Here is an 18,399-nt window from a genome sequence, read left to right as displayed (position 1 = left end):
TTTTTTAAGTGTCTACTTTAGAGGGAGCATATCACTTATAAGTGAATTTCGGGCAGCACGATTTTGGGGTGATTTTTGGCCCAAAACTTTTAATTTTTAAAAAAATCCTAGTAAATTTTGTTTTTTGTTTTTTTAGGCTTTTTTGATGTTTTTGCCTCAAAATTGAAATAACCCCCTAAAATTTGCAATTTCTTTGCGAAAAGCTTGTAAAAAATGTATAATAATGTAGAGTTATTCTACTTAAAAATATGTGAGCATGCATGAGTTTAATGGAGTTCTCACCAATATCCATTAGAAAAGAGGAAGTTCATGACAACTATCGTATCGATCTCTGATGAGTACATTACATTAGGGCAATTTTTAAAACATATTGACGTCATTACAACGGGCGGACAAGCAAAATGGTACCTGCAAGAATATACAGTTTTTGTAGATGGAGAGTTAGAAAATCGACGTGGTAGAAAATTATATCCGAATACACGTGTTGAAATACCTGATGAAGGTATTTTTATTGTGAAAGAAATGAAATCGGATGAAAATGATTTGAACACACATGACGCATGAAGCTGACTAATTTACAATTACAAAACTTTCGTAATTATGAATCTGTCCAATTAGAGTTTACAGACGGTGTGCATGTTTTTATTGGTGAAAATGCACAAGGGAAAACCAACCTGATGGAGTCGATTTACGCGCTGGCGATGACAAAGAGCCACCGCACTACAAACGACAAAGAACTGATTGGATGGAAAAAAGACTTTGCGACGATTAAAGGGACTATTGAAAAAACAGCGACAAAGACGAATTTAGAATTGCAGTTTTCTAAAAAAGGAAAAATTGCAAAAGTGAATTATTTGGAGCAAAAACGACTGAGTTCCTATCTTGGAAACTTGAATGTCATTCTCTTTGCCCCGGAGAACCTCACGCTTGTCAAAGGGTCTCCGCAAAACAGACGTAAATTCGTGGATATGGAACTTGGACAAATGAGTTCCCTCTACCTTTATGATTTAGTGGAATATAATCGCGTCTTAAAACAACGCAATACGTATTTGAAGCAGCTAGCGATTAAGAAAAAGCAGCCGGACGAATACTTAGAGGTTTTAAGCGAGATGTTAAGCGAGTTAGCTAGTAAAATCGTCTTTCATCGTCTCGATTTTATGAAGCAATTGGAGGCTTTAGCCATTCCGATTCATGATCAGTTATCGCTTGGTCGTGAGAAATTCTCGGTGTCGTATCAAGCAACGATTCCCCTGGAAGATGGTTTAACAGCTTCGCAAATGAAAGAAATTTATATCGATCAATTCAAGAAGAATCAAACTCGTGAGGCGGATCAAGCCACAACGCTGATTGGACCGCACCGTGACGATTTGATTTTTTATTTGAATGAGGTTCCAGTTCAAACGTATGGTTCGCAAGGACAGCAACGTTCGACCGTTCTGAGTTTGAAGCTTGCGGAAATCGAATTGATGAAATTATCGACAGGCGAGTACCCTCTTCTATTATTAGATGACGTACTTTCCGAGCTCGATGATGACAGACAAACTCATCTGATTAAGGCGATTGAAAATAAGGTGCAAACCTTTATTACCACAACAAGCCTAGATGGGATTAAGCAACAATTTATTAATGAACCAGTCGTAATACCGATTGAAAAAGGAACTATTTTAAAAACGGAGAGTGAGAATTAGCATATGACAGAAGAAAACAAAGCTGAATTAGCTGCGCAATATGATGCCAGTCAAATTCAAGTATTAGAAGGACTCGAAGCTGTTCGTAAACGTCCTGGGATGTATATTGGTTCAACAAGTAGTGCGGGACTTCACCACCTTGTTTGGGAAATCGTGGATAACTCAATCGACGAAGCGTTGGCTGGGTTTGCGACACATATTGAAATCGAAATCACTAAAGAAAACCATATTCGCGTAACCGATGATGGTCGTGGGATTCCGGTCGATATTCAAGAAAAAACAGGTCGTCCTGCCGTAGAAACTGTATTTACAGTGCTTCACGCCGGTGGTAAATTCGGCGGCGGAGGCTATAAAGTTTCTGGGGGTCTTCACGGGGTTGGGGCTTCTGTTGTAAATGCTCTTTCAACAGACTTAACTGTTCAAGTATTTAAAGATGGCAACATTTATGAGCAATCTTATAAACGTGGTGCCGTTTTAGAAGACTTAAAAATCATTGGGACAACTGATAAACATGGTACGAGCGTGTACTTTGTACCAGACCCTGAAATTTTCCAAGAAACAACCGTCTTTGAATTTGATAAATTAGCCAACCGCGTGCGTGAATTAGCGTTCTTGAACAAAGGATTAAAATTAACGATTACGGATTTCCGCGAAGAAGAGCCAGTGAGAAAATCATTCTGCTACGAAGGCGGGATTAAGAGCTATGTCGAACACCTTAATAAATCAAAACAAGTGTTATTCGAAGAGCCAATTTACGTTGAAGGAGAACAAGATGGTATTCAAGTAGAAGTGGCTATGCAATACACTTCTGGATACCATACAAACCTTCTCAGCTTCACGAATAATATCCACACTTATGAAGGTGGGACTCACGAATCAGGGATGAAGACGGCCTTAACACGTGTGATTAATGATTACGCGCGTCGTCAAAAATTGATGAAAGAAAACGAAGAAAAACTAAGCGGTGAAGATGTCCGTGAAGGTTTAACGGCTGTTGTTTCTATCAAACATCCTGATCCACAGTTTGAAGGACAAACAAAAACGAAATTAGGAAACTCTGAAGCTCGTACGATTACAGACCGTCTGTTCTCCACACACTTCGATAAATTCTTAATGGAAAATCCTCAAGTCGCACGTAAGATTGTTGAAAAAGGGATTTTAGCTTCGAAAGCACGTCTTGCTGCAAAACGTGCGCGTGAAGTGACTCGTAAGAAATCTGGTTTAGAAATTTCAAACTTACCAGGTAAATTAGCAGACTGCTCAAGTAATGACCCAACGATTTCTGAATTATTCATCGTCGAAGGGGACTCTGCGGGTGGTTCAGCAAAACAAGGACGTTCACGTCATTTCCAAGCGATTTTACCAATCCGCGGGAAAATTTTGAACGTTGAAAAAGCAACACTCGATAAAATTTTAGCCAACGAAGAAATTCGTTCGCTCTTTACAGCGATGGGAACTGGTTTTGGTGGAGATTTTGATTTATCGAAAGCTCGTTACCAAAAATTAGTCATCATGACCGATGCCGATGTCGATGGAAGTCACATTCGTACATTGCTCATTACTCTTTTCTATCGTTATATGCGCCCTGCAGTGGAAGCTGGATATATTTACATCGCGCAACCACCTCTTTACAAATTGAAACAAGGGAAAAATGAGTACTATATTCAAAATGATGAAGAGTTAGAAGCGAAACTAAAAGAATTACCAGCACATCCAAAACCACAATTGTCACGATACAAAGGTCTTGGGGAAATGGATGCGGAACAATTATGGGAAACAACCATGAACCCTGAAAACCGTTCAATGTTACAAGTATCTGTGGAAGATGCTGCAGAAGCGGATCAAATTTTAGATATCTTGATGGGTGACCGTGTAGAACCACGTCGTGAATTCATCGAAAGCAATGCGAAATATGTCAATATGGAAGATTTAGATATCTAATTTAGTAAACGAATTTGAAGAGAAGAATAGAAAAGGAGACTAATTATGTCTGAAGAAGTGAAACACTTTGAAGAAACTTTTGAATCAACTGATTTAGTGCATACCATGCGTAAATCATTTCTAGAGTATTCGATGAGTGTTATTGTATCGCGTGCCCTACCAGATGTACGCGATGGATTAAAACCAGTACACCGTCGTATTTTATATGGAATGAGTGAACTTGGAGTGACACCGGACAAACCGCATAAAAAATCTGCGCGTATTGTCGGGGACGTAATGGGTAAATATCACCCACACGGTGACTCTGCAATTTATGATGCCATGGTTCGTATGGCACAAGATTTCTCATACCGTTATCCATTAATTGATGGTCACGGTAACTTTGGTTCTGTCGATGGAGACGGAGCTGCTGCGATGCGTTATACAGAGGCTCGTATGAGTAAAATTGCTCTTGAAATGCTTCGTGATATTAACAAAGATACGATTAATTTCCGTGATAACTACGATTCAACAGAACGTGAACCGGAAGTATTACCAGCACGTATTCCAAACCTATTAGTTAACGGTGCAACAGGGATTGCCGTAGGGATGGCGACAAACATTCCACCACATAACTTGGCGGAAGTCATCTCTGCTCTTCACTTATTAATGAAGAACCCTGATGTCACAACGACTGAATTGATGGAAGCTCTCCCTGGACCTGACTTTCCAACTGGAGGACTTGTCTTAGGTAAATCTGGAATTCGTCGTGCGTACGAAACAGGACGTGGATCGATTACGGTTCGTGGACGCGTACAAATCGAAGAATTGAAAAACGGAAAAGAACGCATCATCATCACTGAATTACCATATATGGTAAATAAAGCGCGTTTAGTAGAACGTATCGCACAATTACACCACGAAAAGAAAATCGAAGGAATTACTTACTTAAACGATGAATCTGACCGTGTCGGTATGCGTGTCGTGATTGAAGTGCGTCGTGATGTTTCAGCATCCGTTGTATTAAATAATTTATACAAATTAACACCATTACAATCAAACTTCGGCTTCAACATGCTTGCGATTGTAAATCAAGAGCCAAAAGTATTGAGCTTAAAAGAAATTTTACGCCATTACTTAGATCACCAAGAAGAAGTCGTTCGTCGTCGTAGCTTATTCGATAAGAAAAAAGCAGAAGACCGCGCTCATATTTTAGAAGGGTTACAAATCGCCTTAGACCATATTGATGCGATTGTGGCTATCTTAAGAAGTTCCGCAAGTGGAGATATCGCTAAAGACCGCTTCATAAATGAATACGGCTTAAGCGATAAACAAGCACAAGCGATTCTTGATATGCGTATGGTTCGTTTAACAGGATTAGAACGCGAGAAAATCGATGCAGAATACAACGAATTACAAGCTACAATTCAATACTTAGAAAAAGTATTAGCGAGCGAAGAACTTCGTTACGAAATCATCGAACAAGAATTACTTGAAATCCAACAACGTTTCGACAATCCTCGTCGTACAGAATTATTAGTCGGAGAAGCATTAAGCCTTGAAGATGAAGATTTAATCGAACAAGAAGATGTCGTGATTACATTAACGAAGAATGGATATATCAAACGTCTTGCAAACACTGAATTCAAGGCACAACGCCGTGGAGGACGTGGGGTTCAAGGAATGAGCGTCCATGATGATGACTACGTGGAAAACATGATTTCATGTTCAACACACGATTCACTCCTCTTCTTTACGAATACAGGGAAAGTGTACCAAGCAAAAGGATATGAAATTCCTGAATATAGCCGCACAGCAAAAGGATTACCGGTTATCAACTTATTAAACATTGATTCAGCTGAGAAAATCCAAGCGATTATCAGTGTTCCAGAATCTGACGAAACAGAACGTTACTTGTTCTTCACAACATTACGAGGAACGGTAAAACGTGTTCGTTTATCAGAATTCAAGAATATCCGTACAAATGGTTTACGTGCCATCCAATTACGCGAAGATGATGAATTGATTCGTGTAGTAATCACAAGCGGAAATGATGGCATCATCCTTGGAACTTATCACGGTAACGCTGTAAGCTTCCATGAAGATAAAGTTCGTGCGATGGGTCGTACTGCTTCAGGTGTTCGAGGGGTTTCTCTACGTGACGGCGACTATGTGATTGGAATGGATATTTTAACTCCTGATAATGAAGTATTAGTCGTGAGTGAAAAAGGATACGGAAAACGTACAGCTGCGAGCGAATACGCATTGAAAGGCCGTGGCGGTAAAGGGGTTCGTACACTTCGTATTACCGAGAAAAATGGACCACTAGTCTGCTTACGTACTGTAACTGGAGACGAAGACTTACTTATCATGACGAATAAAGGGGTTATCATCCGATTCCATGCTGAAGACGTATCTCAAACAGGCCGTGGTGCTCTTGGAGTTCGTATGATGCGTCTCGATCAAGATGCGATTGTAAGTTCATTAGCGATTGTGGACCGCGAAGAAGAAACAACAGAAGAGGTGACTGAGGCAACTGCTGAAACAGCTGCAACAGAAACACCAACTGCATCCCTTTCAGATGAAGCCATCAAAGGCAACATGAAAGACTTTGCGCAACAATTAGTCGACGAAGAAAATGAATAGTAAGTAAGCAAAAAGCCATTAGAATGTGAAGTGCACCCCAAAAGTTAGATTTTGTGTCTAACTTTTGGGGTGCACTTCACATTTTAAAAATCGGAAAGGGTATTTTTTATTCAGTCGCATTTAAAACACAAATACGTTCAATGGAACCACATTAAAATTCAAGTTAAATTTTGTGCAGAGCATAAGGGAAACTGCTAGAACATTATGTGCTAGACTTTGCAGTGCAAGTTGTTTGGATGATAGCAAAAAATAGCCCGAGTACTCGGTTTTGAATACTTAATAAACGTTGTTGTTATGCGATTTTTGATTATTTGGAATTTTAATTGCTAAAGGTCGAATCAAGCGTCGCACGCTCCTAATTTAGTACCGTAAAAATTAATTATACCGCTACAGAATATGAAAAAAAAAGACTATCAAAAACAAAAAAGGAGGAGTAAAATTAGTATATACATAAAAACAAAATAAAAATCAAGGAGATTTTCACAATATTAAAAACTGGATAAAAAGAATAGTAATGTTGTTTACGTTTTTGAGGTAACGTAGTTGGTATGAGTGTTTTAACTACTAGTGTTTATGCAGATGAAGAAACTTATGAAATTGCAAAAATAGAAGAAAGACAATTAACAAGAGAAGAAGCAAAAATAGAACCTTATGTTGAATTAACTCCTAATGGATATGTTTTGAATGACAATCCTTCATTCTTCTTACTTTCTATTACAACTGTGGGGTGGCAATAGTGTTTAAAAAAGCAGTTTATGCTTTAAAAAAATCAACAAAAATTATAGGGCTTGTACTAGCTGTGTATTATCTTTATTCCTTTTATGACCCTTCTTTTCTATCAGATTTAAGGGCGCGTAATGGTCTTTTAGGACTTTGGTTAGGACATTTTTTATATTTCTTTTTATGGAAAAATCCAAGAGATAAATTTAAGGATTGGTGATAAAAGTTCTAGTTTTTATTATCGATGTTTAGTTGATTTTTATTATTTTAAAAATAATTCAAAAACCACCCTTTTTAGGGTGGTTTTAGGGTTTGCAGCTCTTGTAACCGAAAACCCTTAGTTCTTCTAAATTTCTATTACAGCAGTGGGGTGGCAATAGTGTTTAAAAAAGCAGTTTACTCTTTTAAAAAATCATCAAGAATTATGAGAATTATATTGTACGTGTTTTTAGGCTATTCTTTTTACGATTCTTCAGTTTTATTTAATCCTCATTTTCGTATGTTTTTTTTTGCTATATGGATAGGATATTTTTTATATTTCTTTTTATGGAAAAATCCAAGAGATAAATTTAGTGATTGATGATAAAAAAATGAGGTTTGATTTTTAATTGTCGGTGTTTAGTTAACTTTTATTATTTTAAAAAAATTCCTTTGGGAATTTTTTCTTCTTATCTTGATACTATATACAATCAACTACGTTTTTAAAAACAGCTTGTAAGTATTGATATAAAAAGAAAAACCTTGCTTTTTAGGGCACTGATCTCCGTAAATGAGAATGAAAAAATCCAATAAAAATTGGACTACCTGTCTCCGTTTGAATACCGGAGACAGTAGCCCTAGGGTGTTTTTATTAAATTCTCACTTTTTTGGGTCAGTCCCGATTAAAACGACCTTTTATTTTGTTTTTATGTATATATCAATTATATTCCTGTTTTTCTTTTTAACAGTCTTTTTTTTCAGTTTTTTAGCAGTATAATTAATTTTAATGGCACTATTTAGGAGCTTACTCCGCCCATACAACCAAAAGCAATTAAACTTCCATTTTTGAAATTTCATTTGCTTGTCGGTTTTCAAAATCTAAGTAAACAAAACATAAGAAGAAAAACCACCCTATTCAGGGTGGTTTTCCATATTTTTATAAATGTGAATACCCATACAAATAAATAAAGTGAGTAACATTGTTCGTTCAAAAGAAATACTATCACCAAAGCTTTCACCATAAAAAATATCATAAAAAATATCAAGTGAAAACTTCAAAAAAATCGTAAGACTTAAAACAGGAACCGAAAAATTATAGGAATCTTTTATTTTTTTAAACATTATTACCACCCCAATTGAGTAATTCCCGCTACTAACGCATACGGACTATGCAAAAGCAACCGCTGCAATAAGTCCGATTAAAGTTTGTACTATACTATCTGCCTTTGTTAAATTATAAGCTCTTAAACTTGTAGTGTTTACTTAATTCTATTCACAAGCGAATAGATAAGTTCCGTGAGGAAATGCTCTGTCTTTTTCTCATGTCACCGTAGCAAATAATTGAGGATCAACATATATTTTCTTTACACCATTCTTTTCCAAAAAATCAAAGAAATCGCATCAAAACAATGATAATTGTATGCCTAAAAACATAGGTAAAGGTATTTTTTTGCTAGTATCCAAATACCTTGCGCTACTATATTTTGGATTATTTTTTATCCTCTTTTAAAAATATTTTTGCAAGAATTAAAGCTAGTAGTAAGATGACAGAGATAACATACCGATGCATTATTATTCACCTACCTTTTCTTATTTTTTGCCAGTTATACTACTTTTAATATTTATAAAACGCTTTCTTATTAATAATATTTTAGCATAAAACCTATTTCTAATCATGATAAATTTAGGAAATTTATTACTTTGTATCGTGTAAAATAAACTATTTAAAATTCTGAAATAAATTTAAAAGCACTCAATGAGATTACGAAGAATCATACGGATTCTATAATAGTGGTAATGGGGGATAGCATTAAATGCGAGGGAGAAAGACAGAAAGTTGAATAGGTATGAGCAAACTGTTTACAGTGCAGCTCATACCATTCAACCACTGTGCTTAGAGGGAGTTAGGAGGTTATTCCTTACTAAAAAAACTTATAGAATTTGACGCAGTAGCTGATTGGATTAAGCTTCATCACTTGTGATTTGCTTAATCCTAATCATCCTTGCGGAAATCCTTCACAGTGCGAAGGATTTGAGATTACTAATAGAAAAATTACTCACACTGTGAGTAATTTTTTATCTTTGGTCTTACTCCCTCTTTTTTTATGCGGATTCTAGTTATATAATAGGGATATATAGGGGCATAAGGAGGAATTTGCATGATTGAATTTAAAAATGTTTCAAAAGTATATGGACAAACAGTCGCTTTAGATGGACTCAATTTAACGATAGAAAGTGGAAAAATCATCGGACTGATTGGACATAATGGTGCAGGAAAATCAACAACCATTAAATCCCTAGTAAGTGTCATCAATCCAACAAGTGGCGAAATTTTTGTCGATGGACAAGAACTTTTAACAAATCGACTTGCGATTAAAGAAAAAATTGGCTATGTAGCCGATAGTCCAGATCTTTTCTTACGATTAACTGCGAATGAATTCTGGGAATTAGTCGCTTCTTCTTATGGTATGACTCTAGACGAAGTAGAAAGTCGTCTAGCTTATTTATTAGATTTATTTGATTTTGAAGGACATCGCTATGAAGTCATTGATTCCTTCTCACATGGGATGCGTCAAAAAGTATTTGTCATTGGTGCCCTACTTTCTGATCCAGATATTTGGGTACTCGATGAACCAATGACGGGTCTTGACCCACAAGCTTCTTACGACTTGAAGAAATTGATGCGCGAACATGCCGATAAAGGCAATACCGTTCTTTTCTCTACTCACGTACTCGAAGTAGCAGAACAACTTTGCGATAAAATTGCGATTTTGAAAAAAGGAAAACTACTCTTCTATGGTACGATTCAAGAGTTGAAAGGACAACAACCAGAAAGTACTTTGGAAGAAATTTACTTATCAATTGCCGGCAAACAAGAAGGAGTGGATTCACATGCGGTTTAAACGAATTTTAACGCTGGTGAAGACCAATTTAATCTTTGCGACGCAACCGGCACAATTGCAAAATTATCGAAAGAAACAAGCGAAGAACCCAACAAAACCAGTGAATGTTGCGATGAGAACGTTGATTCAACAATTGATGTTCGCGGTTATATTTGGTGGATTTTTTGGATTTGTAGGGATGATTTCAGGACGTTCCTATTCTCCACTCCAATTTGCAAGTTCTATATTCTTATTTATGATGATTTTAATTTCTCAAGCACTTCCATCAATCTATAATGTATTTTATGAAAGTAAAGATTTTGAATCTTACCGTCCGTATGCATTTACAGAAACAGAAGTGATTTTAGGAAAAAGTTTATCTGTTGTAGTGGCCTCATTATATGGCTTACTCCCAATATTTATGTTTTTTGGAATCCATGTCTATTTTTCAGGAGGAAATTATTTCTTAACGATTCCACTTGGATTATTTGGCGCACTCTTACTAAGTACGAGCGTCTATTTATTGATGTTTATACTATGCTTCTTTTTAGCAAAAATTCCAATTTTTAGAAAATATCAATCTGTGATTGCCAATGTATTAATTTTTATTGTCTCGATTGGTGCGGTCATTGGTTATCAATTTTTGATGAATCGCAATACTGGAATTCAAACTTTTAGAGGAGAAGTTCCTGTATATTTATCGCCTATTAAAGCTTTTTATGATGTACTTCTGAATCCAATGGATTTAAGTTCGTATCCTTTGATTGGAATAGTTGTTGTTGTATTCTTAATTCTTATAGCTCTCGTTAAATTCATTGTATTACCTAATTTTTACGATGCGGTTTCTCAAACCTCTACTAATAAAGTAAAAGTGGAACGAGTTAAAAAAATGGAATTAAGTGGAGGAAAGTTATCATTTAGATTCTTTCTTCGATACACTTTAAGACAATTATTAGAAGGGTCTGTTTTAACTCAAACGATTATTGCTGCAGGTGTATTACCTTATCTATTCTTCCTACCAACAATGATGAATATGTCTTCTATTCCAGAAGGTGTGAGTATTATGGAATTTGTTAATTTGAATACTTTCTTACCTTTTGCGATGTTTTTGACATTTATCGCCTTCTTTAATACCGGAGGAAATAATTTATTAGCAGTTGGGATTTCTCTTGAAAGAGAAAATTATTATTATCTGAAAGTTCTCCCATTCGATATGCATGAATTTTTAGAGCGTAAATTCTGGATTTTGTTTATTATTCAATCTGCGTTACCAGTACTTTTACTAACTATTATTTTTACGGTTCTTCGTTTCCCGATTTATATGATTTTAGGGATTATTTTATATTGGGGAATTATTAGTCTTGGACTAAGTCGTTGGGGATATGCAAAGGACTTGAAGCTCTTTACGCCAAGCTGGACGAATGTAGTGGAACTATTGAATCGTTCTCGTAGCGGCGTTAAGTCGATGATATTCTTAGTGGTTCTCTTCGGATTCATTTTTGGAGCGGTTTTTCTATTAACTAAATTACCAGAATGGGATCGTACTCTTGTTTGGGTATTGACGATTGGTTATGTAGGAATCATTTTAGGACTATCAATTTTCGCAACATTCCACTATAAGAAAAAATTACATGAATTAGTCGATTCTGAATAATGATTTTAAGACTTAGAGATTTTCTCTAAGTCTTTTTTATAACCTATTTTAAAAGGAATTTTAGATATATAACTTCAAGTTATAACGAATGATAGAAAAACGGTATAAGAAAACCTATTGCAGCGCGGTTTGTTCTCTGTTATTCTTATGACATGTTCATAAGACATCACAAAGAACAGGTGAGTAAAAAAGAAAATTTGCTAAGAGAGTCTCGGTTGGTGGGAAGAGATCAAATGGAATTTTTGAAGATGGCCTCGGAGTGATTTTACATCGAATCATTAGATGTAAATGGGTAGCCCATTATAGCTGTAGAGTATAACACCCAGTGTGCGTACTCGGTAAGGTAGGATTCGTGAGGATTCTACAAAACAAGGTGGTAACACGAAATTTCGTCCTTGCAGTAGCGATACTGTGAGGTTTTTTTATTTATAGGAGGAATGTCCAATGTCAAAATTACAAGCACCATTTAGAGTCGATCACGTAGGAAGTTTCTTACGTCCAAAAGAATTAGTAGAAGCAAAAGAAAAATTTGCAAAAGGAGAAATTACACGCGAGGAATTAACAGCCGTCGAAGATAAAGCCATCGAAAAGTTAGTCGAACAACAAAAGAAAGCTGGATTAAAAGGATTCACAGACGGCGAATTCCGTCGCCAATATTGGCACTTAGATTTCTTCTGGGGATTAAACGGAGTGGAACATACGCAAGCAAAAATCGGATATCAATTCCACGATGAAATTACAAAACCAGACTCAGCAGATGTCGTTGGAAAAATCACTGGTGAAAATCACCCATTCGTTGAACACTTCAAATTCTTAAAACAATTTGAAGATGAAGATTTCATCGTAAAACAAACAATCCCTGCTCCAGCGCAATTCTACTTCGAATTGATTCGTGACGCTGAGCATATTGAACAAACTTTCTCAGTATACCCTTCAAAAGAAGAACTCTTTAAAGATATCATTGCTGCTTACAGACAAGTAATTAAAGAATTATATGATGCAGGTTGCCGTCTCTTACAAATCGATGACTGTACATGGGGCGTTATCGTAGATGATAACTTCTTAAACATCATCTCAAAAGAAAGTCATTTAACACCTGAAGAGTTAAGAAGAGAACACAAACGTGAATTCTTAGAATTAAATAACGGAATCCTAGAAGACTTACCAGAAGATTTAACAGTAAACACTCACGTATGCCGTGGAAACTTCCACTCAACTTGGGCAAGTTCAGGTGGTTACGATTCAGTAAGCGACGCATTATTCGAAGATGAAAACGTACATGCGTACTACTTAGAATACGATACAGACCGTGCCGGCGACTTCAAGCCACTCGCGAAAGTAAACAATGGTAAGAAAGTCGTTCTTGGACTTCTCACTTCTAAATCAGGAAAATTAGAAGACAAAGATGAAGTGATTGCTCGTATTAAAGAAGCGAGCCAATACGTTCCACTAGAAGACTTATACTTAAGTACACAATGCGGATTTGCATCAACGGAAGAAGGAAACATCCTTACTGAAGACGATCAATGGAAGAAAATTGCCTTAATTAGCGAAATCGCTCGTGAGGTATGGGGAGAATAATCCCCCCACAAGAAGAAATTCGAAGATAGATTGGAGAAACACATTTATGACAACACATGCACCATTTAGAGTAGACCACGTAGGAAGTTTCTTACGTCCTAAAGATTTAGTAGAAGCACGCGCAAAATTTGCAAACGGCGAAATCACACGCGAAGAATTAACAGCTGTAGAAGATAAAGAAATCCGCGAAATTGTTCAAAAACAAATCGCTGCTGGATTAAAAGGCGTTACAGACGGCGAATTCCGCCGTGCTTACTGGCACCTTGACTTCTTCTGGGGATTCAACGGTGTAGAACATACAGTAGGTGAACACGGTTATAAATTTAACTGTATTGAAACAAAAGCAGATACTGCAACATTAACAGCTCCAATCGATGGACATAATCACCCATTCGTCGAACATTTCAAATTCTTACGTGATTTGGTGAAAGACGAAGATGTTATTGTGAAATTCACAATCCCTTCTCCATCACAATTCTATTTCGAATTAATTCGTACACCTGAACATATTGCAGCGTGGAAAGCAGTGTATCCAACTGAAAAAGAACTTTTTGAAGCGATTAAAAACGCATATGTGGATGTCATTACAGACTTATACAACGAAGGCCTTCGCACACTTCAATTTGACGACTGTACATGGGGCGCTTTAGCAGACGATGGTTTTGCAAAACGTTTCAACGCAGACCGTCCATTAGAAGAAGTTCGTCGTGACTTTGCAGGTCGTGCATTACAATTGAACAACTCAGTGATTGATGCATTACCAAAAGACTTAGTAGTCAACACACACGTTTGCCGTGGTAACTTCCACTCTACTTGGATTTCTCAAGGGGGATATGAAAAGGTAGAAGATGAATTATTAGCAGGCGAACACGTAAATGCGTATTACTTAGAATACGATACAGACCGTGCCGGAGACTTCAAGCCACTTGCGAAAGTTGGGAATGAGAAAAAAGTGGTTCTTGGCCTTTTAACGTCAAAATTTGCAGACTTAGAAGACAAAGATGAAGTTATCGCTCGTATTAAAGAAGCAAGCCAATATGTACCACTTGAAAACTTATACTTAAGTACTCAATGTGGATTTGCTTCAACAGAAGAAGGAAATGTCATTAAAGAAGAAGATCAATGGAAGAAAATTGCATTGATTACTGAAATCGCTCGTGAGGTTTGGGGAGAATAACCTCACATTAGAAAACGAACAAAAAGGCTGTGGGGAGAATAACTTTTGAACCGCAGCCTTCCCCTATTTAGAAAGGAAGTATCATTATGACAACATTTCAACAACAATTAGCAAAAGCTTACGAAACATTAAAACAAGCAAAATGGGTAAACTTAAGCCATCAAATCGATGCGAATAGCCCTCACTTCCCTGCTCTACCAGCATTGGAACAAAAAGATTTATTTACATTAAAAGATGGATTCCACGTACAACAATTATCAGTGGTAACACAATACGGTACACATATCGACCCACCTTGCCACTTCTATGAAGGCGGACGCTTTCTTGATGAAATTGAGTTGAAAGATTTATTATTACCACTTTACGTCATCGACCGTTCAAAAGAAGTTGCTGAAAATCCAAATTTTGAATTAACAAAAGCAGACGTATTAGCATTCGAAGAAGAATATGGAAAAATCGAACCAGGTGCCTTTGTAGCCTTCCGTAGCGACTGGTCACACCGCTGGCCAGACCAAGATGCGGTTCGTAATTTAGACGAAAACGACGTTCAACACACACCAGGTTGGGCAAAAGATGCGCTTGAATTCTTAATTCACGAACGTCATGTGAAAGCTGTAGGTCACGAAACATTAGATACAGACTCAGGCGTTCACGCTGCCGCACATGGGTTAACAAATGAATACTATTTATTAAGCCAAGATATCTTCCAAGTGGAAGTATTAGCGAACCTTGATCAAGTTCCTTCAGTAGGTGCTGTGATTTCAATCTCATACCCTAACTGGAACCATACTCCAGGTTCACCTGTTCGCGCCATTGCGTATTTACCAGAAGCTGAATAAACGAAAAGAGGAAAACACATGTCAAATCACGAAAACTGTAGCTGTTGTCAAAAAGCGCCTTTTAGACTCGATCACGTAGGAAGTTTCTTACGTCCAGAACGTCTAAAAGAATCCCGTGCGAAGTTTAATGCCGGAGAAATCACTGCCGAAGAACTCGAACGCGTTGAAAACGAAGAAATCGTTGCTTTAATCGAGAAAGAAAAAGAACTCGGTCTTAAATCTGTCACTGACGGTGAATTCCGTCGTGCATTCTGGCACTTAGATTTCTTAGAAAACTTAGATGGAGTTGAACTTGTCGAAGTAGACCACTTCTCTGTTCAATTCAAAGATAAAGATGTGAAGCCAAAAACATTACGAATCGTTGGTAAAGTGGATTTTTCTGAAAACCATCCATTCGTAAAACACTTCAAATTCTTAAAAGAGCACGCTGGCGATACACCGGTGAAACTAACAATCCCTTCACCAAGTATGTTGCATTTGATTACGCAAGTTCGTGAGAAAAACTATGTGCCAATTGAGCGCTACAAAGACAATGAAGCCCTCTTCTATGATGACGTGGTGGCAGCATACCGTAAGGCGTTGCAATGCTTCTACGACTTAGGATGCCGCAATATTCAATTAGATGATACGAGTTGGGGGGAGTTCTGTGCGTTAGACAAACGTGAAGCATATGAAGCGCGTGGATTCGACCTCGAACAAATCGCTCGAGACTACGTGGATGTATTAAACCGTGTCATTGAATGGAAACCAGAAGATTTAGTGGTGAACATGCATATTTGCCGCGGAAACTTCCGCTCAACATGGTTCTCTAGTGGTGGTTATGAGCCAGTTGCGAAAACGCTATTTGGTCATTGCCGTGTGGATGGATTCTTCTTGGAATATGATAGTGAGCGTGCTGGAGACTTTACTCCACTTCGCTATATTAAAAATCAAAAAGTTGTTCTTGGTTTAATTACCTCTAAATCAGGGGACTTAGAAGATAAAGGCGAAGTTATCGCTCGTATTAAAGAAGCCAGTCAGTACGTTCCTCTTGAACAATTATGCCTCAGCCCTCAATGTGGATTCTCTTCTACAGAAGAAGGCAATATCTTAACGATTGAAGCGCAATGGGATAAATTAAAACTGATTGACGAAATCGTTCATGAAGTTTGGGGATAGCATTAAATGAAAGTAGCTCCTACAGTTGATTTGTAGGAGCTATTTTTATAGTTTTTAATCGGATGAATGTCTCATAAATGCTACGTATCATTTTTGATACATCAAAGAAAAATTTGTATGAAATGAATATGTTTTTTATAAGAACGGATGGCTAGGATTTTTAATAAAATGTGTTATAATGAGTTGCAATATTTTAAGATTAGTTTTCTAAAAGGATTAGGGGTTAAAGGAAGGGTATATTATGAAAAAAGAAATTTTTTCCATTCGAAAAATAAAGAAATATGCTGGATCTGTATTAATTGGTTCAGCTTTTTTTGGTATGGGCACTACAGTAAGTGCTGCTGGGACCACACAGTATCATTATTTGGATTATGCTAGTTTAAGTGATGAAGAAAAGCAGTTGATTCAGTATGAAGTACCTCCACAAGAGGAAGAAGTTTATTATTTAGTATATAAAAAGACAATGGGAGTTTTACCGCATACAGGTACAGAAACAAATCCAATTTCTTTTGTGTTAGGTGGATTAACTCTAGCGGCATCCAGTATCATCTTGGTAGTTTCTAAGAAAAAGAAAAATAAGATTCTAGGAGCGATTCTTTTCACTACTGCGGGGATGGCTACCTTTATTCCTTCTGCTGTATTTGCGATGGATTTAAGTAAAGCCATTCATGAACCAACTCAAGAAGGAATCATCCAAATCGATGGGTATGAATATGTGGGTTATGTAGAAGCAAAAAATCAACAGCAACCAACTACTCCATCAGAAACGTCTACTGCAAATACTACCGAAGCTATTCAAAATCATACAACAAGTACAACCGTTGAAGCTCCAGTTACTCCAAATGAAGATAAAATTTCTTCAACTGGGAATAAACCTAGATTAGAAGTGACAAAGGAAGTTATTCCTTATACCACAACGGTTCAAAATGATGCGACTCTTCCTAAAGGAGAAACGAAAATTCTTCAAAAAGGTGTAGATGGAGAACGAACAATTTTTACAGAAATTCGTATTGAAAACGGAAAAGAAGTAAAAGTCATCGTAGACTCTATTATCACAAAAGAAGCGGTTCCTGAAGTAGTTGCCAATGGAACAAAGGAAGAAACAACACTTCCTAACGTCGAAACTAGAGTAACTCCTGAAGAGGGAGAACCCTCTCCTACTGTGAATAAACCTACATTAGAAGTAACCGTTGAACCAATTCCTCATGGAAAAATCGTTCAAAATGATGCGACTCTTCCTAAAGGAGAAACGAAAGTCCTTCAACAAGGAACCAATGGAGAACGGACAGTCTTTACAGAAGTACGAGTAGAAAATGGACATGAAGAAAGAAAAATAATTGAATCCACTATCTCGAAGCCTGCTGTGGATGAAATTGTAGCAGTCGGAACAAAGGAAAACACTGTCGTAGAAGCAGTTGTTGAAGAAAAAGAGACAGTTGATGTTGATTTTACGACTGAAATTATAGAAGATTCTTCTAAATATACAGACGATGTAACAATCCTTCAAGAAGGCGAAAAGGGACAATCTATCCTCACAAAACATTATAAAACAGTGAATGGCATTAAAGTTGGAGACCCAATTCACATTACTGAAGAAGTCATCAAACAAGCCAAACCGAAGAAAATCATTCAAGGAACAAAAGCCATTAACGGAACAACCTCTGAAGAAACCTTTGAAAGTATTCCTTTTAAAGAAATCGTTGAAGAGGATGCGACTTTACCAAAAGGAACGATGACCGTTTCAAAAAATGGTAAAGAAGGACGTAAAAAAATTACAAAAACGTTTAAAACCGTTAAAGGGGAAAAAACTTCCGAAGCACCTAGTGTAGAAGAAACCATTATAGAACCAGCTGAAAATAAGATTATTAAAAAAGGGAACGAAAGAACTAGAAAAACCAGTCTTATCGATTCGTTCTTTACAAAAAAATGATTTAAA

Annotated in this window: 14 protein-coding genes and 1 other annotated feature; of the genes, 13 read left to right on the top strand and 1 reads right to left on the bottom strand. The window is 36.9% G+C overall.

Features of this window, described 5'->3' with window-relative positions; all coding sequences use genetic code 11:
- Positions 1-309 precede the first annotated feature (309 nt).
- The 6 genes from yaaA to HMPREF3106_RS02605 all read left to right on the top strand — a co-directional run bounded on the left by yaaA (position 310) and on the right by HMPREF3106_RS02605 (position 7,194).
- Positions 310-564, top strand: a complete 255-nt coding sequence (yaaA, locus tag HMPREF3106_RS02630; protein ID WP_005608200.1) for a S4 domain-containing protein YaaA — start codon at positions 310-312, stop codon at positions 562-564.
- Positions 561-1,688, top strand: coding sequence for a DNA replication/repair protein RecF (recF, locus tag HMPREF3106_RS02625; RefSeq protein ID WP_070444294.1), 1,128 nt, complete (start codon positions 561-563; stop codon positions 1,686-1,688). The genes yaaA and recF overlap by 4 nt, the downstream gene beginning before the upstream one ends.
- Before the next feature lie 3 nt (positions 1,689-1,691).
- Positions 1,692-3,629 carry a DNA topoisomerase (ATP-hydrolyzing) subunit B gene (gene gyrB / locus HMPREF3106_RS02620; protein ID WP_070444292.1) on the top strand — a complete coding sequence of 646 codons (1,938 nt, stop codon included), beginning with the start codon at positions 1,692-1,694 and terminating at the stop codon, positions 3,627-3,629.
- 45 nt (positions 3,630-3,674) lie between these two features.
- Positions 3,675-6,254: a DNA gyrase subunit A gene (gyrA, locus tag HMPREF3106_RS02615; protein WP_070444290.1), complete on the top strand. Its 2,580-nt coding sequence runs from the start codon at positions 3,675-3,677 to the stop codon at positions 6,252-6,254.
- A gap of 548 nt (positions 6,255-6,802) precedes the next feature.
- A complete protein-coding gene (locus tag HMPREF3106_RS02610; RefSeq protein WP_070444288.1) occupies positions 6,803-6,991 on the top strand; it encodes a hypothetical protein in 189 nt (62 codons plus the stop codon).
- Positions 6,991-7,194: a hypothetical protein gene (locus HMPREF3106_RS02605; protein WP_070444286.1), complete on the top strand. Its 204-nt coding sequence runs from the start codon at positions 6,991-6,993 to the stop codon at positions 7,192-7,194. Before HMPREF3106_RS02610 ends, HMPREF3106_RS02605 begins: the two co-directional genes overlap by 1 nt.
- An 890-nt stretch (positions 7,195-8,084) precedes the next feature.
- Here HMPREF3106_RS02605 and HMPREF3106_RS02595 read toward each other — a convergent pair.
- The gene (locus HMPREF3106_RS02595) at positions 8,085-8,294 is read right to left on the bottom strand and encodes a hypothetical protein (protein WP_070444282.1); all 210 of its coding nucleotides are present in this window, start codon (positions 8,292-8,294) and stop codon (positions 8,085-8,087) included.
- A gap of 1,037 nt (positions 8,295-9,331) precedes the next feature.
- Here HMPREF3106_RS02595 and HMPREF3106_RS02590 point away from each other — a divergent pair.
- From HMPREF3106_RS02590 to HMPREF3106_RS09640, 7 genes are all read left to right on the top strand, one after another.
- The gene (locus HMPREF3106_RS02590) at positions 9,332-10,075 is read left to right on the top strand and encodes an ABC transporter ATP-binding protein (protein ID WP_070444280.1); all 744 of its coding nucleotides are present in this window, start codon (positions 9,332-9,334) and stop codon (positions 10,073-10,075) included.
- On the top strand, positions 10,065-11,708 hold the full coding sequence (locus HMPREF3106_RS02585) for a hypothetical protein (protein ID WP_070444278.1): 1,644 nt from the start codon (positions 10,065-10,067) through the stop codon (positions 11,706-11,708). The genes HMPREF3106_RS02590 and HMPREF3106_RS02585 overlap by 11 nt, the downstream gene beginning before the upstream one ends.
- A 162-nt stretch (positions 11,709-11,870) precedes the next feature.
- Positions 11,871-12,108: a binding site (T-box leader), on the top strand.
- A gap of 44 nt (positions 12,109-12,152) precedes the next feature.
- On the top strand, positions 12,153-13,289 hold the full coding sequence (locus HMPREF3106_RS02580) for a 5-methyltetrahydropteroyltriglutamate--homocysteine S-methyltransferase (protein ID WP_070436966.1): 1,137 nt from the start codon (positions 12,153-12,155) through the stop codon (positions 13,287-13,289).
- 46 nt (positions 13,290-13,335) lie between these two features.
- Complete coding sequence (locus HMPREF3106_RS02575) at positions 13,336-14,466, top strand: 5-methyltetrahydropteroyltriglutamate--homocysteine S-methyltransferase (protein ID WP_070444276.1); 1,131 nt, start codon at positions 13,336-13,338, stop codon at positions 14,464-14,466.
- Between the two features lie 86 nt (positions 14,467-14,552).
- The gene (locus HMPREF3106_RS02570; protein WP_070444274.1) at positions 14,553-15,305 is read left to right on the top strand and encodes a cyclase family protein; all 753 of its coding nucleotides are present in this window, start codon (positions 14,553-14,555) and stop codon (positions 15,303-15,305) included.
- A gap of 18 nt (positions 15,306-15,323) precedes the next feature.
- Positions 15,324-16,463, top strand: a complete 1,140-nt coding sequence (locus HMPREF3106_RS02565; protein ID WP_070444272.1) for a 5-methyltetrahydropteroyltriglutamate--homocysteine S-methyltransferase — start codon at positions 15,324-15,326, stop codon at positions 16,461-16,463.
- A gap of 241 nt (positions 16,464-16,704) precedes the next feature.
- Complete coding sequence (locus tag HMPREF3106_RS09640) at positions 16,705-18,393, top strand: G5 domain-containing protein (protein ID WP_246827505.1); 1,689 nt, start codon at positions 16,705-16,707, stop codon at positions 18,391-18,393.
- Positions 18,394-18,399: the final 6 nt, after the last annotated feature.

The sequence above is a fragment of the Granulicatella sp. HMSC31F03 genome, assembly GCF_001807725.1.
GTDB classification, from domain to species: Bacteria; Bacillota; Bacilli; order Lactobacillales; family Aerococcaceae; genus Granulicatella; species Granulicatella adiacens.
This window is presented reverse-complemented; position numbering and strand designations above follow the sequence as displayed.